Source organism: Streptosporangium sp. DT93 (assembly GCF_049844535.1).
Classification (GTDB): domain Bacteria; phylum Actinomycetota; class Actinomycetes; order Streptosporangiales; family Streptosporangiaceae; genus Streptosporangium.
On sequence record NZ_JBNCLF010000032.1, the window covers coordinates 20,868 to 45,554 of the forward strand.

A 24,687-nucleotide genomic window follows, 5' to 3' on the forward strand; every position below is an offset into this window, starting at 1 on the left:
CGGCGCGCCGCGCGGGCGGGCGCGCCCCGCCGCCGCGCCCCCCCCCCCCCCCGCGCCCGCGCGCGCCCCCCCCCCCCCCCCCCCCCGCCCGGGGCCGCCGCCGGCCCGGCCCCAACGGCTCGTTCCGGCAGGCCATGGGCAGGCACTGGTACGCCCTGGCCATGGTCGCCCCGGTGATCCTGGTCACCGGCCTGCTGGTCGGCTGGCCGCTGGCCCGCGGTGTCTACCTGTCGCTGACCGACGCCACCGAGGCCAACATCGGCCGCACGATCGGCGTCAACGTCATCCCCTCCACCTACGAGTTCGTGGGTCTTGAGAACTACGTCGGGATCCTGACCAGCTCCCTGTTCTGGGACAAGCTGACCTGGACCGTGATCTGGACCGTCGCCTGCGTGGCGCTGCACTACGGACTGGGCCTGGGGCTGGCGCTGCTGCTCAACCGGAAGCTCAGGTTCCGCTCGGCCTACCGGCTGCTGCTCATCCTGCCGTGGGCGATCCCCGGGTTCGTCTCCGCGTTCATCTGGCGCTACCTGTACAACAGCGACTTCGGCGTGATCAACGCCATGCTCAGGGCCGCGGGCCTGGGCGCGGTCGGCTGGCTCGACGACCCGACCACGGCGAGGATCGCGGTCATCGCGGTCAACGTCTGGATGGGCGTGCCGTTCATGATGGTCGCCATGCTGGGCGGGCTCCAGTCGATCCCCGGCGAGCTCTACGAGGCCGCCGAGGTGGACGGCGCCACGCCGTGGCAGCGCTTCCGCTTCATCACCCTGCCCGGCCTGCGCACGGTGTCGAGCACCGTGGTCCTGCTGGGCACCATCTGGACGTTCAACATGTTCCCGGTGATCTACCTGATCAGCGGGGGAGGACCGGGCAGCTCCACCGAGATCCTGGTCACCTACGCCTTCCGCGAGGCCTTCACCGGCGTCCGCAACTACTCCAACTCCGCGGCCTGGGGAGTCATCATCCTCCTGCTCCTCGTCGTGCTGGCCGTGGTCTACCGGCGCTCGCTGCGCAAGCAAGGGGAGGTCTGGTGAGCACCGCCGACATCAGGGGCGCCGCGAGCCCCGCGAGGACGGCCGCCACGCCCGGCAGGGGACGCGGGGAGCGCGGCCTCGGCAGGTCCCTCCTGCTGCACGCGACCCTGCTCGCCGCGGTCCTCGTCTCGCTCTTCCCGATCGTCTGGCTGATCCTGACCTCGCTCAAGCCGCGCGACGGCTGGCTCTCCAGCGAGCTGGAGATCTTCAACCAGCCCTCGCTGGACAACTACACCCGGGTGCTGACCGAGACGCAGTTCCCGACCTGGCTGCTCAACTCGGTGATCGTCGCCGGGCTGACCACGGTCATCGGCGTCTTCCTGGCCTCCACCACCGGGTACGCGATCAGCCGCTTCCGCTTCCCCGGCTACCGCGGGGTCATGTGGATGCTGCTCGTCACCCAGATGTTCCCGGTGGCGATCCTGATCGTCCCGCTCTACAACCTGATGGCCGGCCTGAAGCTGCTCAACCAGCTCCCCGGCCTGGTCATCGCCTACATGACCGTGGCGGTCCCGTTCTGCGCGTGGATGATGAAGAGCTACTTCGACTCCATCCCGCGCGAGATCGACCAGGCGGGCATGGTCGACGGCCTGACGCCGTTCGGCACCTTCTGGCGGGTCATCCTGCCGCTGGCCAGGCCCAGCCTGGCGGTCACCGCGTTCTACTCCTTCATGACCGCCTGGGGCGAGGTCGCCTACGCGACCGTCTTCATGTCCCAGGAGGAGAAGCGCACGCTCGGCATCGGCCTGCAGCAGTTCGTCGGCCAGCACTGGTCGGACTGGGGCCTGCTCACCGCCTCCGCGGTGCTGATCGCGGTGCCCGCGGCGGTCGTCTTCCTGCTGGTCCAGCGCCACCTGGTCGCCGGGCTCACCAGCGGCGCCACGAAGGCCTGACACTCCCGTGCCATCACGTCCTGACATGTCATCTGATCGGGGGACTCAACCATGACCGAGCTCGTCCACGCGGACCCGTCACCATCGGGCGCCGGCACCGCCACCCGGTGGTGGCGCGACGCGGTGATCTACCAGGTCTACGTCCGCAGCTTCGCCGACGGCAACGGCGACGGCGTGGGGGACCTGCTCGGCGCGCGCGGCAGGTTGCCCTACCTGGCGGACCTGGGCGTCGACGCGATCTGGCTCACCCCGTTCTTCACCTCGCCGATGGCCGACTTCGGCTACGACGTGGCCGACTACCGGGACGTGGACCCGATCTTCGGGTCGCTGGCCGACGCGCGCGCCCTGATCGAGGACGCGCACCGGCACGGCCTGCGCGTGATCGTGGACGTGGTGCCCAACCACACCTCCGACCGGCACGCCTGGTTCGCCGAGGCCCTGGCGGCGGCCCCCGGCGAGGCGGCGCGGGAGCGCTACCTCTTCCGCCCCGGCCGGGGCGCGGCCGGTGAGCTGCCGCCCAACGACTGGGAGTCCATCTTCGGCGGCCCGGCGTGGACCCGGCTGCCGGACGGCGAGTGGTACCTGCACCTGTTCGCCCCCGAGCAGCCCGACCTGAACTGGGAGAACCCCGAGGTCCACGCGGAGTTCGAGTCGATCCTGCGCTTCTGGCTGGACCTGGGCGTGGACGGCTTCCGCGTCGACGTCGCCCACGGCATGGTCAAGGCCGAGGGCCTGCCCGACGTCGGCCACCCCGACCAGGTCCAGATGATCGGCGCCGACGTGGTTCCGTTCTTCGACCAGGACGGCGTGCACGAGATCCACCGCGCCTGGCGCAGGCTGCTCGACTCCTACCCGGGCGAGCGGATCGGCGTCGCCGAGGCGTGGGCGCCGTCCCCGCGGCGGCTGGCCGACTACGTCCGCCCCGACGAGATGCACCAGGCGTTCAACTTCCACTTCCTCAAGACCCCCTGGCACGCCGGCGGGTTCCGCGCGGTCATCGAGGAGTCGCTGGCCACCGCCGACCTGGTCGGCGCGCCCAGCACCTGGGTGCTGTCCAACCACGACGTCAAGCGCCACGTGACCCGCTACGGCGGCGGCGAGCTCGGCCTGCGCCGCTCCCGGGCGGCCGCCCTGCTGACGCTCTCCCTGCCGGGCTCGGCCTACGTCTACCAGGGCGAGGAACTCGGCCTGCCGGAGGTCCTCGACCTGCCCGAGGAGTTCCTGCGCGACCCGCAGCGCCACCGCAACCCCGACGACGGCCGCGACGGCTGCCGGGTGCCACTGCCGTGGGCCGACGGCGAGCCGCACTTCGGCTTCAGCCTGCTGCCGGGCACCGGCTCCCCCTGGCTGCCCATGCCGGCCTCCTGGGGGCCGCTCAGCGTCGGCTCCCAGCTTCTCGACCCGCTCTCCACGCTGAACCTCTACCGGGAGGCGCTGAGGATCAGGCGGGAGCGCCGCGGCTTCGACGACGTTCCGCTGACCTGGATCGGCTCCCCGGACGGGACGCTGGCCTTCCGCCGGGGCGACGGGTTCGCCTGCACGGTCAACCTCACCGGCGAGCCGGTCTCGCTGCCCGCCCCCGGACGGGTCCTGCTGGCCAGCGCCGAGACGACGATCGAGGACGGCCTGGCACGGCTCGCCCCCGACTCCGCCGTCTGGTGGGGAACCGATGTCGCATAGCGGGGGCGCGCCCGGCAACACCGCCGGCGGTGCCAACGGCGCCGGTGGTGCCGGGAGTACCGGGAGTACCGGGGGCACCGGGGGCACAGCGCGGCTGACCGACATCGCCGCGCACGCCGGGGTGAGCGAGGCCACGGTCAGCCGGGTGCTCAACGGCAAGCCGGGCGTGTCCGCCCTCACCCGGCGCTCGGTGCTGGCGGCCCTGGACGTCATGGGGTACGAGCGCCCGCAGCGGCTGCGCCAGCGCAGCAACGGCCTGATCGGCCTGGTCACCCCGGAGCTGGACAACCCCATCTTCCCGGCGTTCGCCCAGGCCTTCGAGAAGACGCTGACCCAGCACGGCTACACCCCGGTACTGTGCACCCAGCTTCCCGGCGGCGCGGTCGAGGACGAGTTCACCGAGCTGCTGGTGGAGCGCGGGGTCAGCGGGATCATCTTCGTCTCGGGGCTGCATGCGGACGTCACCGCCCGCTCGGACCGCTACACCCAGCTCATCGGGCAGGGCGTGCCCATTGTCCTGCTCAACGGCCACGCGGCCGACGTCCCGGCCCCGTTCATCTCGCCCGACGACCGGGCCGCGGCGCGGCTAGCCGTGCAGCACCTGGCCGACCTGGGACACGAGCGGATCGGCCTGGCCGTCGGCCCCGGCCGGTTCGTCCCGGTGATCAGGAAGATCGAGGGCTACCGGCGCGCGATGGCGCAGCTCCTCGGGGCGGTCGAGGTGGACGAGCTCATCTCGCACTCGCTGTTCTCGGTGGAGGGCGGCCAGGCCGCCGCCGCCCAGCTCCTGGAACGCGGCTGCACCGGGATCGTGTGCGCGTCCGACCTGATGGCGCTGGGCGCGATCCGCGCCTGCCGGGACCGGGGCCTTTCGGTGCCCGGTGACGTGTCGGTGGTGGGGTTCGACGACTCGCCGCTGATCGCGTTCACCGACCCGCCGCTGACCACCGTGCGCCAGCCCGTGCAGTCGATGGTGACGGCCGCCGTGCACACCCTGCTGGAGGCCGTCGCCGGAAGCTCCGTCCAGCAGCACTCCGAGCTGATCTTCCAGCCCGAACTCATCGTGCGCGGATCCACGGGCTCGGGCCCCAAGATCCTGCGCTGACCTCTCCGCGCGGGCGCCCGGCGGCGGTCCCGCGGGTTCCGCGGCGATCCCGCGCGGCCGTCCGCGCGTACCGTCCCGTCGTCCGGCGGTCCGGGAGCGGGCCGGCCGAGCACGGGCCGGTGAAGTGCTGGTAACGGTCGGCTGTGGGTCGTCTCCATGGATCGCCGATCGAGCACCGGGTGTGCAAAGATCGGCGCCTGTACACCGGTGGTGAGGGCGATGGAGCGTGCCAGCATGAACTCGACGAGGCGGTGGGCCCTACCCGTGGCGGTGGCCCTGGCGACGACAGGCGCGCTCGTCACGGCACCCGGCGCCGCCGCGCGCACCGCGGATCCCGCCCGTGTCACGGCAGACTCCGCCCGTGTCACCGCGGGCGCCGCCCGTGTCACCGAGGCCGTCGAGGCCGTCGAGGCCGTCGGCGTCGCGGGCACCGTCTACTACGTCGACTCCAAGGCGGGTGACGACGCCGCCGCCGGCACCTCGCCCGCCAAGCCCTGGCGCAGCCTGGACAACGTCAACGCCGCGACGCTGCGGCCGGGCTCGGTCGTGCGCCTCAGGCGCGGCGGGAGCTGGAGGGGCCCGCTGACGCTGTCGGCGCGGGGCACCGCCGCCTCCCCGGTCACGGTCGAGCCGTACAGCACGGGCGCGGCCCCCAGGATCAGCGGCAGGGACGCGGCCTGCGTGGTGGTGTCGGGCTCCTACGTGCGCGTGGCGGGGGTGCGGGCCAGCAACTGCCAGTGGGCCGGTTTCGAGGTGGGCGGCAGCCGCAACGAGCTCGACCGCGTCGTCGCCGACCGCAACATCACCGGGGTCCACTTCATCGGCAGGAACAACGTCCTCAAGAACAGCCTGCTGGAGGACAACGACCGGATGAGCGTCAACGACGAGGGCGGCGACGACGACTCCGGCGCCTTCGGCGTGCTGCTCAACGGCGACGACAACCTCGTCACCGGGAACGTGATCACCGGCAGCTACGCGAAGAGCAAGGACTACGGCACCGACGGCGCCGCCGTCGAGGTGTTCAACGGCGACCGCAACCGGGTCACGCACAACGTCGCCAGGGACAACGAGACCTTCGTCGAGCTGGGCGCGCAGAAGGGGAGGACGGCCGCGGGCAACGTCTTCGCGCACAACGTGGTGACCTCCTCGCGGCGGGGCTCCTTCCTCGTCACCCGCGGCCCCGGTCACGTGGTCGGCCCGGTGAAGGGCACCGTCGCGGTGCACAACTCGGTCAACCTGCCGGCCCGCGACACCATGGGCTGGTCCTGCCACGACGGCTGCTCCCCGGGCATCCTGAAACTGCGCAACAACGTCATCGTGGTCGGCGGCCAGATCGGGTTCGAGGACGGCAAGGGCGCCGACGAGGACGCCGGCGTCTACCGGGGCCGCTCCCTGCGGTTCAAGCTCGGACCCCGGTCGATCCTGGCCGACCCCCGCTTCCGCAGCCGCACCGACCTGCGCCTGAGGCCGGGTTCCCCGGCCATCGGCCGCGGGGTGCGGCTCGGTCCCGCCTGGTACGGGGGAGCGGTCATGGCCCGCGACCTGTCCGGTGCCGTACTGTCCGGCACCCCCGCCGCCGGTGCCTATCAATCCTGATATTTAAGGTTTTTGGGTCTTATTTTGGACATCTTCCCGGAACCCTCGTGAAACCTGGCTAGGACAGGCTGTGCCCAGAGCGAGGTGATCGGCATGATGTTGCGGCTACGGGTCTCCTTCCCCGACCGTCCGGGCGCCCTGGGCCAGGCGGCCCGGGTGCTCGGCACGCTGGGCGCGGACATCCACCAGGTGACGGTCCTGGAACGCGAGGCGGGACGGGTGGTGGACGACTTCACCGTCTTCTGGCCCGGCACGGTGGACGCGGACACGGTCAGGGACCGGCTCTCCGGCATGCCGGGGATACGCGTCGAGGGCGTCTGGCCCACCAAGGAGGCCCCCGGGACCGCTCCGGACTACGACCTGATGAAGCACGTCGCCACCGACCCCGGAAGGGCTCTCGCCACGCTGGTGGACGCGGTGCCCGACCTGGTGAGCGCCGAGTGGGCGATGATCCTGTCGCCGCAGGACGGGGAGCCGGTCCACCGCAGCTGGCAGGCGCCGCTCGCCCTGGACGAGACGGGCGGCCTCGGCGGCGTCAAGGCGGCCGACCTGGCCACGCTGCGGCCCGCCGTCCTCGGCACGGGCCGCTACCGGCTGATGAGCGTCCCGGTGCCGGGCACGAGCCTGCACCTGGTCATGGCCCGCTCCGACGGGCCGCCCTTCCACCGCGCCGAGCTGGAACGTGCCGTCCGGATCGTGGAGGTCGTCTCGATCATGAGCCGCGACACCTGAGGCCCGGCCCCCGGGGAGGCGGGGCCGGGGGGTCAGCGCTGCGGCGGGTCGACGCGGGTGCCGTCCATGGTGAAGAGCATCAGGCGGCTGGCGTCGACGCCGACCCGGGCGGACTCGCCGGCCCGCCAGACCGGGCGGGAGCCGAGCCGGACGATGAGGTCCGCCCTGCGGTGGTGGCCGCTGGCGTGCTCCTGCTGCTGGTGCGGCTCGGCCTCCTCGTCCGGCGCGGCGCCGGGCATCAGGCGGCGCAGCATCGAGCGGACCCGTCCGCCGGCCAGGGGGGAATCGCCCAGCGCGTGGGCCTTCTGGCGGGGGTCGGGCGGCTCGGGAACGGCCACGGAGGTCAGGCCGCTCTCGACGTAGGCGAGCCAGTCGTGGCCGTGGTACTCCAGCGCGCGGACCCGGCCGAGGAAGGTCGGACCCTCGAAGCTGTCGGGGACCGGCGCCAGGCAGTCCGGGCGCAGCCCGACGATGATCTGGTGGCCCACGTGCTGGGAGATGACGTACGCCCTGGGATCGGTCCAGGGGATCATGATCTGGTGCGGGCCGAAGTCCAGCAGGATGTACTGGTTCTGCGGGGTGCGCACGGTCGCCGAGAGCAGGTTGAGCTGCTGGGAGCTGAGGAAGGCCGCGGTGAAGGCCGTCGCGGGGTCGTTGTAGACCTGGCCGGGGGTGCCGAGGTCCTGCAGCACGCCGCGGTTCATGATGGCGATCCGGTCGGCCAGCGTCAGGGCCTCGACCTGGTCGTGCGTGACGTAGATCGTGGTCACCCCGAGGGAGCGGACCAGCGAGGAGATCTCCATCCGCAGCTCGGTGCGCATGCCGGCGTCCAGGTTGGACAGCGGCTCGTCCATCAGGAAGAGCGAGGGCTGGCGGACGATCGCGCGGCCCATCGCGACGCGCTGGCGCTGGCCTCCGGAGAGCGTTCCAGGGCGCCGTTCCAGCGTCTCGTCGATGTGCAGCACCTTCGACAGCTCGGTCACGCGATCCCTGACCATCGCCGGGTCGGCCTTGGCGATCTCCAGCGGGAAGGCGATGTTGCCCCGTACGGTCCGGTGCGGGTAGAGCGCGCCGTTCTGGAAGACCATGGCCACGTCCCGGTCACGGGGGGCGAGATCGTTGGCGAGCGTGCCGCCCAGCCAGAGGTCACCGTCGGTGACGTCCTCGAGTCCCGCGATCATCCGGAGTAACGTGGACTTGCCGCAGCCGGACGGCCCGAGCAGGACGAGGAACTCCCCGTTCTCCGCCCGCAGGCTCATGCGGTCGACCGCGAGGTACCCACCCGGGTATACCTTGCTCACGTTATCGAGGACGACGGTACTCATGCGCGCTCGTTCCTCCCGGACGCCCCCGCCCAGATCCAAGCTGTGTGATTGATGAGGTAGTACATCGCGTCACTTGCCCGTGTGTCCATAGATGTCGTTAGAAATCGCTCATCTGATGGTTACTTCTTCGTTCCCCGATGTGACGGTCAGTCGTGACCAGAAGGCTTTACAGCGAGGTGACCGTGAGGGTTGAGATGTTACAGTTTGTGATATTTACGGAAACAACACGCACGGGGGGCCGGGCGCCGATCTGCTTGCGCCCGCCTGTGCCGCATGGTGGGGTGGCTCGTGATGGACGGTGAAATCGCGCAGCCCTCGCGCTCACGCCCCGACGGCACGTCGATCCGGCTGGCCGACATCGCCGCGCACGCCGGGGTGAGCGAGGCCACGGTCAGCCGGGTGCTCAACGGCAAGCCGAGCGTGTCGTCGTCGACGCGTCAGGCGGTGCTGACCGCGCTCGACCTGATGGGGTACGAGCGCCCCCAGCGATTGCGCCAGCGCAGCAACGGCCTGATCGGCCTGGTCACCCCCGAGCTGGACAACCCCATCTTCCCCGCCTTCGCCCAGGCCGTGGAGAAGGCGCTGACCCAGCACGGCTACACCCCGGTGCTGTGCACCCAGCTCCCCGGCGGCGCCCCCGAGGACGAGTTCACCGAACTGCTGGTGGACCGGGGGGTCAGCGGCATCGTCTTCGTCTCGGGACTGCACGCCGACACCACCGCCAGGATGGACCGTTACACCCGCCTGACCGACCGGGGACTGCCGATCGTCCTGGTCGACGGCTACAGCGAGCGCATCGAGGCGCCCTTCATCTCGCCCGACGACCGGGCCGCGGCGCGGCTGGCCGTGCAGCACCTGGCCGACCTGGGTCACGAGCGGATCGGCCTGGCCGTGGGGCCGCGCCGGTTCGTCCCGGTGATCAGGAAGATCGAGGGCTACCGGCGCGCGATGGCGCAGCTCCTCGGGGCGGTCGAGGTGGACGAGCTGATCTCGCACTCGCTGTTCTCGGTGGAGGGCGGCCAGGCCGCGGCGACGCAGCTGCTGGCGCGGGGCTGCACCGGGATCGTGTGCGCGTCCGACCTGATGGCGCTGGGCGCGATCCGCGCCTGCCGGGACCGGGGGCTTTCGGTGCCCGGTGACGTGTCGGTGGTGGGGTTCGACGACTCGCCGCTGATCGCGTTCACCGACCCGCCGCTGACCACCGTGCGCAAGCCCATCGGCGCGATGGCCTCGGCGGCGGTGGCCACCCTGCTGGAGGAGATCAACGGCATGCGCGCCAAGCACGTCGAGCTGATCTTCCAGCCCGAGCTCGTCGTGCGCCGCTCCACCGGCTCCGGCCCGCTGGTCAACCGCTGACGACTCCCGGACGCCCGTCCCCCGCGGACGGGCCGGGGGACAGGTCCTCCAGCAGCCGTGCCGCGCGCTCGCGGTAGGTCGTCACGTTGCGGAGCTTGACGTGCTCGTACCCCCGGACGAGCTCGGGCAGCCCGGCCAGCTCCAGCACCCGCCCGGCGGTCTCCGGGCGCAGGTGGTCCAGCGCGCGGTGCACGTCGCGGGTGTACTCGCCGGCGAGCTCCCGCTCGGTCGAGCGCACCGTCCCCAGCCCGAACGGGTCCAGCCGGGTGCCGCGCAGCCGGCGCATGCCGTACAGGAGGCGGAAGGCCGGGTCGAACCAGGCGCCGAGCCGGATCTTGCGCTTCACGCCCATGGCGCGCAGGACCGGCGGGTGCAGGTTGTAGGAGATCCGCGCGCCCGGGCCGAACTCGGCGGCGAGCCTGGCCCGCTCGGCCGGGTCGAGGTGCAGCCGCGCCACCTCGTACTCGTCCTTGTAGGTCATCAGCCGGTGCAGCTCTCGGGCGTAGGCCTCGGTGACCGGGAAGGACGTCCCGGAGGCCGCGTCCGGCGACGCACTCAGGGCCGCCCGTTCCCTGTCCAGGACCGCGCGGACCGCGTCGGCGTAGCGGGCGGCGTGGCGCGGGTCCTGGTAGGCGGCCAGGTCGGGCACCCGCACGGTGAGGACGCGGTGCAGCTCGGTGCCGGGCTCGGCGACCGCGTCGACGAGCCGGGCCGCCTCCGGGGACGGGGCGGCCGCGACCGGGGGCGCGGGCCGGGTCGCCTCGGCCACCGCCTCGGGGGCGGCGACCACGGCGCGGCCCCAGTGGAAGGCGGCCAGCGTCCGCTCGGCCGACCGGCCGCCGGTCGCGCGGATCGCCCCCTCCATCGCCTCCAGCCCGACCGGGATGAGCCCGCGCTGCCAGGCGGCCCCGACGATGACGGTGTTGGCCGGCATGTGGTCGCCGAACAGCGCCTGGGACAGCTCCTCGGCGTCGAGGTAGACGTTCAGCTCGCGCCGGGTCCGCGTCTCCAGCACCGCGATCGGCGAGGCCGGGTCGGTCAGGTGGGTGGACGGGTCGAGCACCATCGAACCGGTCGGGGCCAGGCTGGTGGAGACCACCGCCACGGTCCTGCCGCGGTCGGCCGCGGCCAGGTGGGCGGGGTCGGTGGCGCCGATCAGGTCCAGCGCGAGGTAGGCGTCCACGCTGGCCGTGCCGCCCCGCGCCGTACGCTCCCCGTCCCCGTCGTCGCTGTCGTCTCCGTCGTAGATCAGGATGTCGGAGACGACGGTGCCGCCCTTCTGGGCCAGCCCGGTCTGGTCGAGCCCGCGCGAGCGCCTGCCGTCGAGCAGCGCGGCGGTGCCGAGGATCTGCGCGACCGACACCACGCCGGTGCCGCCGACGCCGACCATCCTGATCGACGCCTCACCGGCACGCGTCCCGGGGAGCGGCATCACGGGCGGGACGGGCACCGCGGCGCGCTTCTTGGCGGCCTTGCCCCTGGCGGGCAGGACGGTGACGAAGGAGGGGCAGTCGCCCTCCACGCAGGAGTAGTCCTTGTTGCAGGACGACTGGTGGATCTCGGTCTTGCGGCCGAACTCGGTCTCGACCGGCAGCACCGACAGGCACTCGGACTTCTGCGCGCAGTCGCCGCAGCCCTCGCAGACCCGCTGGTTGATCGCCACCCGCCTGACCGGGTCGGGCAGCTCGCCCCGCTTGCGCAGCCGCCGCTTCTCGGCCGCGCACTGCTGGTCGTGGATGAGCACGGTCACGCCCGGGATCGCGGCCAGCTCGCGCTGCGCGTCGTCCAGGGCCGTGCGGTCGCGGACCTCGGCGATGCCCGACAGCCTGACCCCGCGGTAGCGCGCGGGCTCGTCGGTGGTGACGAGGACCCGGCGCACCCCCTCGATCTCCAGCCAGCGGGTCAGCTCGGCCACCGACAGGGCCGGGGTGATGGTCTGGCCGCCGGTCATCGCCACCGCGCTGTTGTAGAGCAGCTTGTAGGTGATGTTGACGCCCGCGCCGACCGCGGCCCTGATCGCGAGCGAGCCGCTGTGGTGGAAGGTGCCGTCGCCGAGGTTCTGGAAGATGTGCGGGGTGTCGGTGAAGGGCGCCTGGCCGATCCACTGCGTTCCCTCGCCGCCCATCTGGGTCAGGCCCAGCAGCTCGCCCTTGCCCTCGCGGTTGAGCACCACCATCGTGTGGCAGCCGATGCCGGCGCCGACGGGCGCGCCGTCGGGCACGGCGGTGGAGCGGTTGTGCGGGCAGCCCGAGCAGAAGAAGGGCGTGCGCTTCGGGGCGAGCAGCGTCAGCGGCGCCGGGCGCGACAGCAGGGCGAGCCCGGCGTCCATCCGGTCGCCGAAGCCGGTCAGGCCCCGGCGGCGCAGCCGGAAGGCGATGGCCTTGGCGGCCAGGTCGGCGTCGACGGACCCGTGCCCGGGGATCAGCCGCTCGCCGTTCTCGTCGTGCCTGCCCAGCACGCGGGGGGCGCCGGCCGTCCCGTACAGCACGTCCTTGACCGAGGTCTCCAGCAGCGGGGCCTTCTCCTCCACGACCAGGATCTCCGCCAGCCCGCGGGCGAACGTGCGGACGATCTCCTTCTCCAGCGGCCAGATCATGCCGATCTTCAGCAGCCGGACGCCGGCCTCCTCGGGGGTGATGCCCAGCTTGCGGAAGCCCTCGCGTACGTCGTGGTAGGCGGTGCCGGAGGCGACGATGCCCAGCCAGGCGTCCGCCGGGTCGCAGGTGACGCGGTTGAGGCCGTTCTCGCGGGCGTAGGCGCGGGCCAGCTCCAGCCTCGGGCCGACCAGGGTGCGCTCCATCTCCAGCGACCACGGGGTGAGCAGGGTGGCGTCGGGCACGTGCCGGTAGGGCCTGCCCTCGTACTCGACCACGGGTATGACCGGGGCGACCCGGTCATACCCGAGGTCCACGGTGCCGGTGGCGTCCACGACGTTGGAGACGGCCTTCACCGCGACCCAGAGGCCGCTCGCCCGGGACGCCATGATCGCATGACGGCCCAGGTCGAGCAGTTCCTGGACGCTTCCGGGATGGACGACCGGCATGCCGAGCGCGGCGAGCGCGCTCTCGGTCGCCGAGGGGAGGGTGGAGGACTTGCAGGAGGGGTCGTCGCCGCAGAACGCGATCAGGCCGCCGTCGGGGTGGGCGCCGACGAAGTTGCCGTGCCGGAACGCGTCGGCCGCGCGGTCCACGCCCGGCGCCTTGCCGTACCAGACGCCCAGCACGCCGGACCTGCGCGGGCGGGGGAGGGTGGGCACGAGCTGGCTGCCCCAGACGGCCGTGGCGCCGAGCTCCTCGTTCTGCCCCGGGCGGTGCACCACGCCCAGCGGCCCGGCGTGCCGGCGGGAGCGGGCCAGCTCCTGGTCGAAGCCGCCCAGCGGGGAGCCGGGATAGCCCGACACCATCGCGCCGGTGTCCAGGCCGGCGGCGCGGTCGGCGCGCATCCGGTCGAGGATCACGCGCACCAGGGCCTGGGTGCCGGTCATGAAGACCCGGCCCTCGTCGAGGAGGTAACGGTCGTCGGGAGAGATCTCACGGGCGTCGGCGAAGATCGTCATAGTCCTTGTCCCGTCTGTGGCACTCCTGCGGTGTCCGCAAGGTTATGCCAGACAGAACAAAATTCGATTTCAATCTTTCCAAGGGCGGACCCTCTCGTTAGCATCCGATGTCATGGATGGGACGGATCGCGCAATTCTCAACCTCCTGCAGGTGGACGGGCGGTTGAGCAACCTGGAACTGGCCGAGCGGGTGCGGCTGACGCCGTCCCCCTGCCTGCGCCGGGTCCGCAACCTGGAGGATTCCGGGGTGATCACCGGCTACCGCGCCGTGATCGACCCGGCGGCGGTCGGCCGGGGCTTCCAGGTCGTCGCCTACGTCGAGCTGGAGGGCCAGGACGCCGAGACGGTCACCGCCTTCGAGACGGCCGTGCTGGAGATCGACGACGTGGTCGAGTGCCTGCGGATGTTCGGCCGCCCCGACTACGTGCTGCGGGTGGCCGTGCCGGACATGGAGGCCTACAGCCAGCTCTGCCTGGAGCGGCTCGGGCGCCTGCCCGGCCTGGACAAGCTCACCTCGCAGATCGCGATGAAGGCCCTCAAGACCGGCGGCGCCCTGCCCCTGTGACCCGGTTCCCGCCCAGGGCCCCGTGACCAGGGTGCCGTCCGGTGGGTCGTCCGGGCGTCGTCCGGTGGGCCGCAGGGGCCGGACGACGCCCGGATCCGCGGGCGGGGCCGGCGGCCCCGGGTCCGCGGAACGGCCTCAGCCGCGCAGCAGGGCGCTCAGGGCCTCGGTCGCGTCGTCGAGCGAGCCGTTGCCGTCGACCACCAGGTCGGGCCGCTCCGGCGGCTCGTAGGCCTGGCCGTGGCCGGTCATGTTGGGCAGCCTGCCGGCCTTCGCCTGCGCGTACAGACCCTTGGGATCCCGGGTCGCGCACACCTCGGCCGGGGTGTTCACCCAGACCTCGGCGAAGTCGCCCGGCTGGAACAGGCTCTTGGCCACCGCCCGGTCCGTCCGGAACGGCGAGACCAGCGCGACGATCACGATCAGGCCGGCGTCCACCAGGATGCGGGTCAGCTCGGCGACCCGCCGCACGTTCTCCGCGCGGTCCTCCGGGGTGAACCCGAGGTCCTTGTTCAGCCCGCTGCGGACGTTGTCGCCGTCGAGCACGTAGGTGTGCAGCCCCATGCCGTGGAGCCGCCGCTCCAGCGCGTTGGCGATCGTCGACTTGCCGGCGCCCGGCAGGCCGGTCAGCCACACCACCTTGGCCTGCTGGCCCTTGAGGCGCTGCCGGGCGTCCCGGTCGACGGTGTAGGCGTGCGGGACGACGTTGCGGCCGCGCCGCAGCGCGTGCCGGACCATGCCGGCCGCCACGGTCTCCTTGCTGACCCGGTCCACCAGCAGGAGGCTGCCGGTGTCCCGGCACTCCCGGTAGGCGTCCAGGCAGACCGGGCCGTCGGTGGTCAGCTCGACCGTGCCGATGTCGTTGAGGTCGAGGGTGCGCGCGGCGAACTGCTTGCCGGACGCCACGTCCAGCCGGCCGCGCACGGTCGTGACCACGGCGGGCACGGTCCGCGCCCCGGCCATCAGCAGGTAGGAACGGCCGTGCCGCAGCGGCTCGTCGGAGGTCCAGATCAGCGTGGCGGAGTACGCCGTCGCCGGGGAGGGCCCGTCGCGAAGCGCGTCCGGCGTCGTCAGCAGGTCCCCGCGGCGGACGTCGACGTCGTCGGCCAGCGTCAGCGTCACCGCGGTGCCGGGGCCGGCCACGTCGAGGTCGGTGCCGCCGGGGCCGAGCACCCGGTCGATCGTGGACGTCGCGCCGCTGCCCGCGACCGCGACGGTGTCGCCCGGCCGGACCGGGCCGCCGAACACCGTGCCCGCGAAACCGCGCAGGTCGTCCGCCCGGATCACGTACTGGACGGGCAGCCGGTAGCCGTCGGGTCCCTTCCGGTCGACCGGCTCCCAGTCCGTCAGCGCGCCCAGCAGCGTCGGCCCCTCGTACCACGGCAGGTTCTCCGACGGGGTGACGACGTTGTCCCCGGCGAGCGCGCTGGCCGGGATCACGGTCGCCGTCATGTCGAAGCCGTCCGCCGCCGACCGCAGTTCGCCCGCGAGGTCGTCGAACGTCGTCCGGTCCCAGCCCACCGCGTCGAGCTTGTTGACGACCGCGACGACGGACGGCACGCCCATGAGCGCGCAGATCGCCAGGTGCCGGTGGGTCTGCTCGCGGATCCCCTTGGTGGCGTCGACGAGCAGCACGGCGACGTCCGCGGTGGACGCCGCGACCGCCATGTTGCGGGTGTACTGCTCGTGTCCCGGCGCGTCGGCGACGATCACCCGCCGCCCGGACGGCAGGTCGAGGAAGAGGTGGGCGACGTCGATGGTGATGCCCTGCTCGTGCTCGGCCTCCAGCCCGTCGGTCAGCAGCGAGTAGTCCACCGCTCCGGCCGGGATCGTGGAGCCGCCGCGCCTGGTGCTCCTGGCGTACTCGAGCTGGTCGTCGGTGGCGCCGCCGGTGTTGGCGAGTAGCTGACCGATAAGGGTGGACTTGCCGTCGTCGACCGAGCCGCACGCCACCACTCTCAGAACCGCGGACATCAGAAGTACCCCTCAGACTTCTTGCTCTCTATGGACGTGCCGCCCTCGCCGTCGATGAGCCGGCCGGCGCGCTCCGACCTGCGGTCCAGGCGCATCTCGTCGATGACCTCGTCGATGTTCTCGGCCTTGGACTCGACGGCCGCGGTCAGCGGGTAGCAGCCGAGGGTGCGGAACCGCACCTGGCGCGTCGTCGGCCGCTCGCCGGGCGACAGCTCGTAGCGCTCGTCGTCCACCATGATCAACGAGCCGTTCCGCTCGACGACCGGGCGCGGGGCGGAGAAGTACAGCGGCACCACGGGGATGTCCTCGCGCCTGATGTAGCGCCAGACGTCCAGCTCGGTCCAGTTCGACAGCGGGAACGCCCGCATCGTCTGGCCCTCGGCCAGCTCGGTGTTCGCCCACGACCAGAACTCCGGGCGCTGCGAGCGCGGCTCCCAGCGGTGGCCGGGCTCGCGCAGGGAGAAGATCCTCTCCTTGGCCCGCGACCGCTCCTCGTCGCGCCGCGCGCCGCCGATCGCGGCGTCGAACCCGTTCTCGTCGAGCGCCTGGCGCAGCGCCTCGGTCTTCATGATCCGGGTGTACTCGTGCGCGCCGTGGGTGAACGGCGTCACGCGCTCGGGGTTGGTGTGCACCCGCAGGTCGAGCTCCAGCCTCCGGGCCGTGTCGTCCCGGAAGGCGATCATCTCGCCGAACTTCCACTTGGTGTCGATGTGCAGCACCGGGAACGGCATCCGGCCGGGTGCGAAGGCCTTGATCGCCAGGTGCAGCAGCACCGAGGAATCCTTGCCGATCGAGTACATCAGCACCGGCCGGCGAAACGCTCCGGCGACCTCACGCAGTACGTGGATCGCCTCGGCCTCGAGTGTGTCCAGGACGTCTTCTTCTGCCACGTCTCGGTCCTCCGTCGTCGCTCCGCCCGAGCCCGGCACGGCCCGGAACGGCTCTTCTTCCCTACGGTCGTGCTCCATCTATAGTAACTTGTAAAACTGTTATAACGGTTATTTACATGTCGTGCGGTCCCCGGTGAATCGCGCCGATGGAGAAACGCGTGGTCACCGTACGGGCCGGCCGTCATGGAACGGGAACGTCCCGCCTTCGCGGCCCCGCCCGGAAACGAAAGGATTCGGGGGCCGCCGGGCGTGGACGCGGCCAGGAAACGCCGACGTACGTCACGTCTTCGGCATCGGATGGAGGGTGCGGCGATGAACGCCCGTGGAAAGACGAACACCTCTGGTAAGAAGAGCACTCGCGGAAGCCGGAAGGGATCCGGCTCCCTGACCGCCAAAGAGCTGTCCAAGGACACCTGGGGCGACTTCGAGAAGGTCCTCGGGACCAACGGGGGCGCCCGCGGCTGCTGGTGCATGCACTGGCGGCTGTCGATCGCGGAGTGGACGGAAGGGAAGGGCGAGGGGAACAAGCGGGCCATGAAACGCCTCTCCCAGCGTGAACCGGCGCCCGGCGTGGTCGTCTACGACGACGACACGCCGGTGGCGTGGTGCTCGCTCGGACCACGCTCGTCGTTTCCGCGACTGGAGCGCTCGCCGCTTCTCGCGAGCGTCGACGACAAGCCGGTCTGCGCGATCGCGTGCGTCTACGTCCGGAAGGAGCATCGTGACTCCGGGTTGCTCCCGGCCGTTCTGGAGGCCGTCTGCGAATACGCGGCCTCCGCGGGTCACGAGATCGCCGAGGGGTATCCGGTCGAACCGCGCGAGGGGAAACGCGCGGGCGCGGACACGGCGATGACGGGAATTGCCAGCGCCTTTCTCAAGGCCGGATTCTCCGAGGTCGCCCGCCCGCGCGAGGACCGGCCGGTCATGCGGCGCAAGCTGGGGTGAGGCCGCCGGGCCGGGCGGCGACGTCCCGGGGCGCCGCCGCCCGGCCCGCTCCCCGGCCCGCTCCCCGGCCCGCTCCCCGGCCTGCGGGGGAGGGCGGTCACGGAGCCGGCACCGGCACGTCACCGTTTCCCCCCGACCGTGAGGCGGTGGCGCGCGAGCGCGTCGTAGAACGGCCGGTGGTGCTCGGCGACGCGGCGCAGGTGCTCGTTGGTGTCGGGCGTCTCACGCCGCTCGGCCGGTCTCGCCACGAGCCCGCTGCTCTCGGCCACCTCCGCGTGCCACCGGTTCGTGCGCTGCCAGCTCTTCTGCTCACCGGGCTTCCAGCGCATCGCCTCGGGCATGAACTCCAGCCCGACCCGCTCGCAGTACGCCCGGACCGTCCCCTCCGGATCGGTCACCAGGTCGTCGCCGTCGATCACCAGGGGGATCTCGCCGGTGGCCGACCGTACGGCCTCGAAGATGGCGTGCAGGTACTCGAACCCGTACTCGTCCAGGGTGGCCTTGGGGTTCATGGCGTAGTGGGAGGAGACGGCGCCCCGCGGTTCCCGGATCATGAAGGTGTTGATGACGTCGCCGAACAGGCGCTCGTCCTCGAACAGCGGGGTGTAGGTGTAGTCGGAGGTGTCCTTGGCGAACACCCGCCGCTCCTCGTTGACCTCCAGCATGAGGTCGAGCAGCTCGATCGGCGACGCGGCGCGCCTGCCCGCGAACTCGAAGTGGCCGTCCGCCTGGAGGTACGAGAACGGCTCGTGGGCCACCTCGAGATCGCCGCGCTCGATCATGATGCGCAGGAACGCGGTGGAACGGGAGCGGGGCACGGCCCACAGCACGATGGGCTTCGGCGCGGCGCTCACTGCGACCACTCCGTGGGCTCGCGGTCCCAGCGGTGCTCGCGCAACCGTGCCATCAGCTCCTCGCTCAGCGGTTCGGCGTCGCCGGCGGCGATGTTGGCGCGCACGTGGGCGGGCTTGCGCATGCCGGGGATGACGGTGGTGACGTCGGGGTTCTGGAGGATGAAGCGCAGGGCGAGCTCGGGCATGGTCATGCCCTCGGGCACGATCCGCGCCAGCCGGTCGGCGCGCTCCACGCTCGCGGCGAGGTTCTCGGGGACGAAGTAGGTGTTGCGCCAGTCGCCCTCCGGCCAGCGGGTGTCGCGGGTGAGGGTGCCGGTGAGCGACCCCTCGTCGAAGGGCACCCGCGCGATCACCGCCACGTCCAGCTCACGGCACGCCGGGAAGAGCTCGTCCTCGGGGGCCTGGTCGAAGATGTTGTAGATGACCTGCACCGAGTCGATCAGGCCGGTCTTCAGGGTCTCCAGCACGTTCCAGGGTTCCCAGCGGTTGACGCTGATGCCGACCCCCTTGATCAGCCCGCGTTCCCTCATCTCGGCGACGGTGTCCTGCCAGGCCGCGTCGTGCGCCCAGGCGTCCTCCCAGACGTGGAACTGGAACAGGTCGACGGACGGGGTGCCCAGCCCTTCGAGGCTGCGGTGCAGGTACTCCCACAGATGGTCCGGCGGGTACACGTCGGACAGCTTGGAGTCCCGGGTGGACGGCCAGGTGCGATCCTTCGGCGGGGGCTTGGTCGCGATGTACAGGCGGCGTTCCGGGTGCCTTTTGACCAGCTCCCCGAGCATCCTCTCGCTCTCCCCGCGGCCGTAGATCCAGGCGGTGTCGAAGAAATCGCACCCCAGGCGCACGGCCTCGTCCAGCGCGGTGTGACCCGTCTCGCCGTCGGCGCCGGTCCATCCGCCCTCACCGCCGGCTATGCCCCACATCCCGTAGCCGACGTCGCCGACCATCCAGCCCAGCCGGCCGAATCGACGCTCACGCATCGTCTCCTCCTCTTCCTTCGTCTAGACGGCCACTACCTGGCTCCAGCGGTTGCCACCCGAGCCGAACCGCGTCTGCTGCGTCACGTGACCGGCCGCCTTCATCCCCTCGGCGCGGACGACGCCGCGGTGGACCGAGAGGGTCACGCTGCCGTTGACCTCGCCGACGATCCGGTCGATCGCGTCCCGTGCCGCCTGCGCGGCGGGTTCGAGCCAGCGCGCCTCGTACAGCGCGGTGCCCAGGCCGGCGGCCAGCCGGTCGTAGAGTTCGCGGCCCGCCGCGTCGAGGCTGGCCTGCAGGACGCGGGTCCACGCGTGTTCGAGCACCTCCAGGCCGGGGGCCTCGTAGATGCCCCGGCAGACCGTGCCGATGATGCGCCGTTCGACCACGTCACGGAGCCAGACGCCGTGCCGGGCCCCGATCTCGTTGGCGCGCGTCATCCACTCGACCGGGTCGGGCCCGCTGCCGCCGACGTCGGCGACCCGTCCGTCGCGGAAGACGACGGTGACGGTCTCGGGCTCGTCCGGGCCCTCCCAGGGCCATCGGCTCCACCGCGGCCGGAGCCGGGTGACCGGCGTCTGGAGGTCCTCAAGCTCGGCCGACTCGTGCGAGATGCCGGCGAGGTTGGCGTCGGTGGACCGGTCGGCGGCACTGCCCGGGTCGAGGTGCAGCCCGTGCTCGACGACCGCCGCGAGCATGGCGTGGCGGTCGGGGAACCGCCCGAGCGCCCGCGGGTCCGTCCACGGCTCCACGAGGGACATCTCCGGGGCGACCTGGACGCCGTAGCGCGCGAACCGGCGCTGGTCGTTGCCACCGCCGACACAGCCGTGCACGAACGTCCGGCACCCGTCCGCCCGCATCAGCGGCACGAGCTCGTTGACGAGCACGAAGCGGGACGCGCCGGTCGTGTTCCAGTAGCCGCCGTCGTGGCGGGCGCGGTAGCGCAGCAGATCCGACGCCATGGAGGCCATCGGCGCCCGCAGGTCCACGACGACCACCTCGTCGCCCGAACTCCTCAGGGAGGAGACGAGTGCGTCCATATTCGCGCGATCCGACTGACCGATATCGGCGAGATAGTGCTTCGCCGGAGTGGACGTCTCGCGAAGCCACACCCCGACGGCGAGGGAGGACAGTCCCCCCGATTGGAATAGCCCTACCCGTGCGTTGTCATCTGCCTGCCCCATGACCTCCTCCTTTGCGCTGGCGGACGGTGAACGATGGCGGTGATCAATACATCAACCCTCACCCACACTACCCACGAAATGCAAGCCCGCACCTCTGATACGCCGCCGATTCCGGCATTGATTCCGGTACGACCGACGCGGCCTTTTTGGCCGTCCTCTCCGGCGAATCCTTTAACTTCTGCAGAGAGGAACGGGGCGTGCCACGGATTGCCCTCCTACCATTCGTCGGACGCGGGAGAGTGATGATCGACATTCGTTTCCTCGCTGGTCACGGCCTTTTTCCGGGCGGTTTGACAAAAAAGTGCACTCCGTGGATTAACGCCTGTCGACCCGGGTACGGACGGGCATGCCTTTCCCATCCCCCTCAGCGGGACCTGTCCGGCCGACCGGCCGCGCCACCGGTTCCGGAATCTTTTTCCCACATTTCGGGTGGTCGTTTCAGGTGCCCGGACCCGATGCCGGCGCCGTCGCCGGCGCGGGTGAGCTGTGGGCACCCGGCGGCGACGGCGTCCGAACGCCCGTCGTCGCCCCACGCGCTCCCCGGAATGAGTCGGGTCTTTATATTCGCAGTTCACAGGCTTGCCGAGTCGGCCGAGGAGGTACCAGGACTTGCGGAACCCCGTCAGGTGTCCCAGTATGGAAGTAACCCCCAAGGCGATGAACAACAGTTATTCAACATATCGCACACCATTAAGACCCCCCGGTGCGGGGAGGAAAAGCACGGCCGCCGCACGCCCGAGCGAAGCTCTCCGTTCCCCGTATATCCGGCCGAAAATCGGGGCAGCAGAACGGCGCGGCCGCGAAACATGGTGAACGCTTTCTTTCGCCCTCGTGACGCTCTCCGAGGGTCGGCCGCGACCGCTTTGAGCCCGACAATCTGAACAGTGAACGACCCATCTCACAGAGGACCTGTTGCCAGCCGAGACCATGGAAGCACGATGCCACGCCATCAGCAGAAGAACTTGAGCGAAGACGACCTGACCGCCGTTCGATCGTCCCTGGGCCCGCAGCACCCGTTCCCCCGGAACAGCACGGTCCTCGACCTGTTCCGTGAACAGAAGGAGAACGCGCCGGACCGTCCCGCGGTCCGCTACCGGGACATGACGATGAGTTATTCCGACCTCGATTCCGCAGCCAATACGACGGCCGATCGACTGATCGGAAAAGGCGTACCGGAACGACATCCGATACCCGTGCTGATAGCGGACGGACGCGAATTCCCGACCGCACTCCTCGGGGTGATGAAGACGGGATCGGCATTCGTGCCGCTGGATCCGGCCTGGCCGCTCGACCGGCTCAGGGCGATCGTGGCCGAACTGTCGCCCCCCGCCGTCGTGGTGTCCCCGGCGACGCTGGAGACCGCCGCCGAACTGGCGCCGTCCGTCCCGGCGGTGATCGTCGACTGCGCGGAACCGCCGCGCGACCCGGCCGGGGCGGGGCCACCGGCCGGCCGCGCCCCCGGGCCCGAGGACCTGATCTACGGGTTCTACACGTCCGGCTCGACGGGCGCGCCCAAGTGCGCGCTCAACCACCACCGCGGCGTGGTCAACAGGCTGACCGCGATGTCGCGCCGGTTCGGCGACGGCGCCGGTCACGTGACGCTGCAGAACAGCCGCTCCACGTTCGACTCCTCGATGTGGCAGGTGCTGTGGCCGCTGACCTGCGGCGGGCAGGTCGTGCTGCCCGACCGCGACGGGATCCTCGACCTTGAGGAGACCGCGATGACCATCGGCCGCTACGGCGTCACGATGACCGACTTCGTGCCCTCCGTCCTCGCGGCGTTCGTGTCCCTGCTGGAGGAACGCGAGGACCTGCGCGCCGCGACGTCGAGCCTGCGCCGCATGCTGATCGGCGGGGAGGCGGCCGTCCCCGGCGTGGTGCACCGGCTGCGCGAGCTGCTGCCCGGACTCGAGGTCACCAACACGTTCGGGCCGACGGAGTGCTCGATCGGGTCGGTGTTCCACGACGTCACCGACGCCGACGCCGACCGCATCCCGCTCGGGCGGCCCATCGACAACACCGCCGCGATCGTGCTCGACGCCGACCTCAGGCCCCTCCCGCCGAACACCCCCGGCGAGCTCTACCTCGGCGGGGAGTGCATCGGGGCGGGCTACCTCAACGATCCCGGGCGCACCGCGCGGGTGTTCGTGCCCAACCCGTTCCCGGAGATCCCGGGCGGGCGGCTGTACCGCACGGGCGACCGGACGCGGGTCGGCGAGGACGGCCTGCTGCACTTCGTCGGACGGCTCGACGAGCAGGTCAAGCTCGGCGGGGTGCGGGTGGAACTCGGCGACGTCGCGTCGGCCCTGGCCGACCACCCGCTCGTCGGCAACGCGACGGCGGTCGTGCTCGGCGAGGCCCCCGAGGCCACCCTGGCCGGCTGCGTCACGCCGCTGTCGGCGGAGGAGACCCCCTCGGTGGAGGAACTCCGCGAGCACGCGGCGGAGAAACTTCCGGCCGAGCAGGTCCCGCACCAGATCGTGGTGCTCGACGAGCTCCCGCTCAACCACAACGGCAAGGCGGACCGCAAGGCGCTGGCCGGCCTCGTCGTGGCCGAGGCGGCACGGCAGGAGGACACGGCCGAGCCGATCGAGCCGCCGGCCGACCCGATGGAGGAGCTGATCTGCTCGGCCTGGCGCGAGGTGCTGGAACGGGAACAGATCTCGGTGGTCGTGCCCTTCTCCGACTACGGGGGCACCTCGCTGATCGCCTACCGGCTCACCGTCGCGGTCGGCGAGCGGCTGGGCAGGCCGGTGCGGCCCAGGGACCTGCTCGTCGAGTCGACCGTGCGCGCCCAGGCCGCGCGGCTGTCGGCGGGCGTCGACGACGACAGCGCCGAACTCGCCTACATCAGGCACGACCTGGCCTGGCGCCCGCCGAGGACACTGCTGCTCACCGGCGCGACCGGGTTCATCGGGGCGCACATCCTCGCCGAACTGCTGGCGCACTCCGACGCCGGGCTGATCTGCCTGGTGCGCTGCTCCGACCCCGCCGACGGCGCCCGGCGGCTCACCGAGGTCCTCGACCGGTACGAGCTGACCTCCGCCCGGCAGCAGCTCCCCGCGGCGATCAAGGCCGGACGGGTCGAGGTGGTCCCCGGCGACCTGGGCAGCGAGCTGCTCGGCCTGCCGCGGGAGCGCTTCGACGCGATCGCGTCGGCCGTCTCCGGCGTCGTCAACGCCGCGGGCGCGGTGAACTTCCTGTCCGGCTACCTGGAGCACCGCCCGGCCAACGTGCTCGGCGTGCAGGAGCTCATCAAGCTCGCCTCGGGCGGCGCCCGCCTGCACACCCTGTCCACCCTGAGCATCTTCGCCCCCGCCGGGCCGGGCGCCCCGCGCTTCACCGAGGACCAGATCCCGGTGCCCGACCAGGTCGCCGCCGACGGCTACAACAGGTCGAAGTACGTCGCGGAGAGCCTGCTCGCCGGCGCGCACCGGCAGGGCGTCGGCTCGGTGGTGTACCGCCTCGGCGAGGTCTGGCCGCACCGGGCGACCGGCGTGGCCAACCCCGACTCGCTGGCGCACAACCTGCTGTACGCGTGCGCGCGCACCGGATGCGTGTTCCCGACCGAGGCCGCGACCGACGTGACGCCGGTGGACGTGGTCGGCCGGTTCGTGGCGGGCGCCGCGACCGGCGACATCGAGGTGCCCGACGGCGCGATGCACGTGGTGTGGCCGGCCAGGCTGCGCTTCGCCGACGCGTTCGACGAGCTCGCCGGCCGGTGCGGGCTCGACCGGGTCGGCTACGCGCGGTTCCGCGACCGCCTGGAGGCCGTCGCCGGGCCCGACGGGAGACTCGCCGGGCTGCACCTGCTGCTGCCGCCCCCGGACGAGGGCCGCGACGAGGCGCCGGCCGAGTTCGACCGGATGTTCACCGACGGCTCCCGGCACTTCGACACCCGGCGGTTCGGCCGGCACGCGGCCTCGCTGGCGTCCCCCGAGGCGGACGGGCTCAGGACGCTCGACCGCTACCTCACCCAGCTGACAGACATATCCGCCTTCGTACCTCAAGAAAGGTAAG

At 71.7% G+C, this 24,687-nt stretch carries 17 protein-coding genes; 10 read left to right on the forward strand and 7 right to left on the reverse strand.

The window, feature by feature from the left end; genetic code table 11:
* Window positions 1–134: 134 nt before the first annotated feature.
* The 6 genes from ACLQ2R_RS37905 to ACLQ2R_RS37930 all read left to right on the forward strand — a co-directional run bounded on the left by ACLQ2R_RS37905 (window position 135) and on the right by ACLQ2R_RS37930 (window position 7,043).
* Window positions 135–1,037 (forward strand): carbohydrate ABC transporter permease, encoded by a 903-nt coding sequence (locus ACLQ2R_RS37905; RefSeq protein ID WP_425966256.1) that lies wholly within the window; start codon window positions 135–137, stop codon window positions 1,035–1,037.
* Window positions 1,034–1,930, forward strand: coding sequence for a sugar ABC transporter permease (locus tag ACLQ2R_RS37910; RefSeq protein WP_425966257.1), 897 nt, complete (start codon window positions 1,034–1,036; stop codon window positions 1,928–1,930). The genes ACLQ2R_RS37905 and ACLQ2R_RS37910 overlap by 4 nt, the downstream gene beginning before the upstream one ends.
* 51 nt (window positions 1,931–1,981) lie before the next feature.
* Window positions 1,982–3,610, forward strand: coding sequence for a glycoside hydrolase family 13 protein (locus tag ACLQ2R_RS37915; protein ID WP_425966258.1), 1,629 nt, complete (start codon window positions 1,982–1,984; stop codon window positions 3,608–3,610).
* The gene (locus ACLQ2R_RS37920) at window positions 3,600–4,715 is read left to right on the forward strand and encodes a LacI family DNA-binding transcriptional regulator (protein WP_425966259.1); all 1,116 of its coding nucleotides are present in this window, start codon (window positions 3,600–3,602) and stop codon (window positions 4,713–4,715) included. Before ACLQ2R_RS37915 ends, ACLQ2R_RS37920 begins: the two co-directional genes overlap by 11 nt.
* Window positions 4,716–4,949: 234 nt before the next feature.
* Window positions 4,950–6,311: a right-handed parallel beta-helix repeat-containing protein gene (locus tag ACLQ2R_RS37925; RefSeq protein ID WP_425966260.1), complete on the forward strand. Its 1,362-nt coding sequence runs from the start codon at window positions 4,950–4,952 to the stop codon at window positions 6,309–6,311.
* A gap of 93 nt (window positions 6,312–6,404) precedes the next feature.
* Window positions 6,405–7,043, forward strand: coding sequence for an amino acid-binding protein (locus ACLQ2R_RS37930; protein ID WP_425966261.1), 639 nt, complete (start codon window positions 6,405–6,407; stop codon window positions 7,041–7,043).
* Window positions 7,044–7,075: 32 nt separating this feature from the next.
* Here the strand turns inward: ACLQ2R_RS37930 and ACLQ2R_RS37935 are convergent, their stop codons facing one another.
* Window positions 7,076–8,344: an ABC transporter ATP-binding protein gene (locus ACLQ2R_RS37935; RefSeq protein WP_425966262.1), complete on the reverse strand. Its 1,269-nt coding sequence runs from the start codon at window positions 8,342–8,344 to the stop codon at window positions 7,076–7,078.
* A gap of 315 nt (window positions 8,345–8,659) precedes the next feature.
* Here ACLQ2R_RS37935 and ACLQ2R_RS37940 point away from each other — a divergent pair, with 315 nt between their 5' ends.
* Window positions 8,660–9,724: a LacI family DNA-binding transcriptional regulator gene (locus tag ACLQ2R_RS37940; protein WP_425966263.1), complete on the forward strand. Its 1,065-nt coding sequence runs from the start codon at window positions 8,660–8,662 to the stop codon at window positions 9,722–9,724.
* On the opposite strand, the gene ACLQ2R_RS37945 is transcribed toward ACLQ2R_RS37940, so the two are convergent.
* Window positions 9,714–13,280, reverse strand: coding sequence for an indolepyruvate ferredoxin oxidoreductase family protein (locus ACLQ2R_RS37945; RefSeq protein WP_425966264.1), 3,567 nt, complete (start codon window positions 13,278–13,280; stop codon window positions 9,714–9,716). The genes ACLQ2R_RS37940 and ACLQ2R_RS37945 overlap by 11 nt on opposite strands.
* 112 nt (window positions 13,281–13,392) lie before the next feature.
* On the opposite strand from ACLQ2R_RS37945, the gene ACLQ2R_RS37950 reads away from it, so the two are divergent.
* A complete protein-coding gene (locus ACLQ2R_RS37950; protein ID WP_425966265.1) occupies window positions 13,393–13,845 on the forward strand; it encodes an Lrp/AsnC family transcriptional regulator in 453 nt (150 codons plus the stop codon).
* A gap of 135 nt (window positions 13,846–13,980) precedes the next feature.
* On the opposite strand, the gene cysC is transcribed toward ACLQ2R_RS37950, so the two are convergent.
* Window positions 13,981–15,816 carry an adenylyl-sulfate kinase gene (cysC, locus tag ACLQ2R_RS37955; protein WP_425966266.1) on the reverse strand — a complete coding sequence of 612 codons (1,836 nt, stop codon included), beginning with the start codon at window positions 15,814–15,816 and terminating at the stop codon, window positions 13,981–13,983.
* Window positions 15,816–16,706 (reverse strand): sulfate adenylyltransferase subunit CysD, encoded by an 891-nt coding sequence (cysD, locus tag ACLQ2R_RS37960; protein WP_425966267.1) that lies wholly within the window; start codon window positions 16,704–16,706, stop codon window positions 15,816–15,818. Before cysD ends, cysC begins: the two co-directional genes overlap by 1 nt.
* A gap of 312 nt (window positions 16,707–17,018) precedes the next feature.
* On the opposite strand from cysD, the gene ACLQ2R_RS37965 reads away from it, so the two are divergent.
* Window positions 17,019–17,651 carry a GNAT family N-acetyltransferase gene (locus ACLQ2R_RS37965; protein ID WP_425966268.1) on the forward strand — a complete coding sequence of 211 codons (633 nt, stop codon included), beginning with the start codon at window positions 17,019–17,021 and terminating at the stop codon, window positions 17,649–17,651.
* Between the two features lie 119 nt (window positions 17,652–17,770).
* On the opposite strand, the gene ACLQ2R_RS37970 is transcribed toward ACLQ2R_RS37965, so the two are convergent.
* The 3 genes from ACLQ2R_RS37970 to ACLQ2R_RS37980 are packed head-to-tail and all read right to left on the reverse strand — an operon-like array spanning window position 17,771 to window position 20,667.
* Window positions 17,771–18,505, reverse strand: a complete 735-nt coding sequence (locus tag ACLQ2R_RS37970; RefSeq protein WP_425966269.1) for a sulfotransferase family protein — start codon at window positions 18,503–18,505, stop codon at window positions 17,771–17,773.
* Window positions 18,502–19,485 carry an aldo/keto reductase gene (locus ACLQ2R_RS37975; RefSeq protein WP_425966270.1) on the reverse strand — a complete coding sequence of 328 codons (984 nt, stop codon included), beginning with the start codon at window positions 19,483–19,485 and terminating at the stop codon, window positions 18,502–18,504. The genes ACLQ2R_RS37970 and ACLQ2R_RS37975 overlap by 4 nt, the downstream gene beginning before the upstream one ends.
* A gap of 21 nt (window positions 19,486–19,506) precedes the next feature.
* Window positions 19,507–20,667 (reverse strand): argininosuccinate synthase domain-containing protein, encoded by a 1,161-nt coding sequence (locus ACLQ2R_RS37980; RefSeq protein WP_425966271.1) that lies wholly within the window; start codon window positions 20,665–20,667, stop codon window positions 19,507–19,509.
* A gap of 938 nt (window positions 20,668–21,605) precedes the next feature.
* Here ACLQ2R_RS37980 and ACLQ2R_RS37985 point away from each other — a divergent pair.
* On the forward strand, window positions 21,606–24,686 hold the full coding sequence (locus ACLQ2R_RS37985) for an amino acid adenylation domain-containing protein (RefSeq protein WP_425966272.1): 3,081 nt from the start codon (window positions 21,606–21,608) through the stop codon (window positions 24,684–24,686).
* Window position 24,687: the final 1 nt, after the last annotated feature.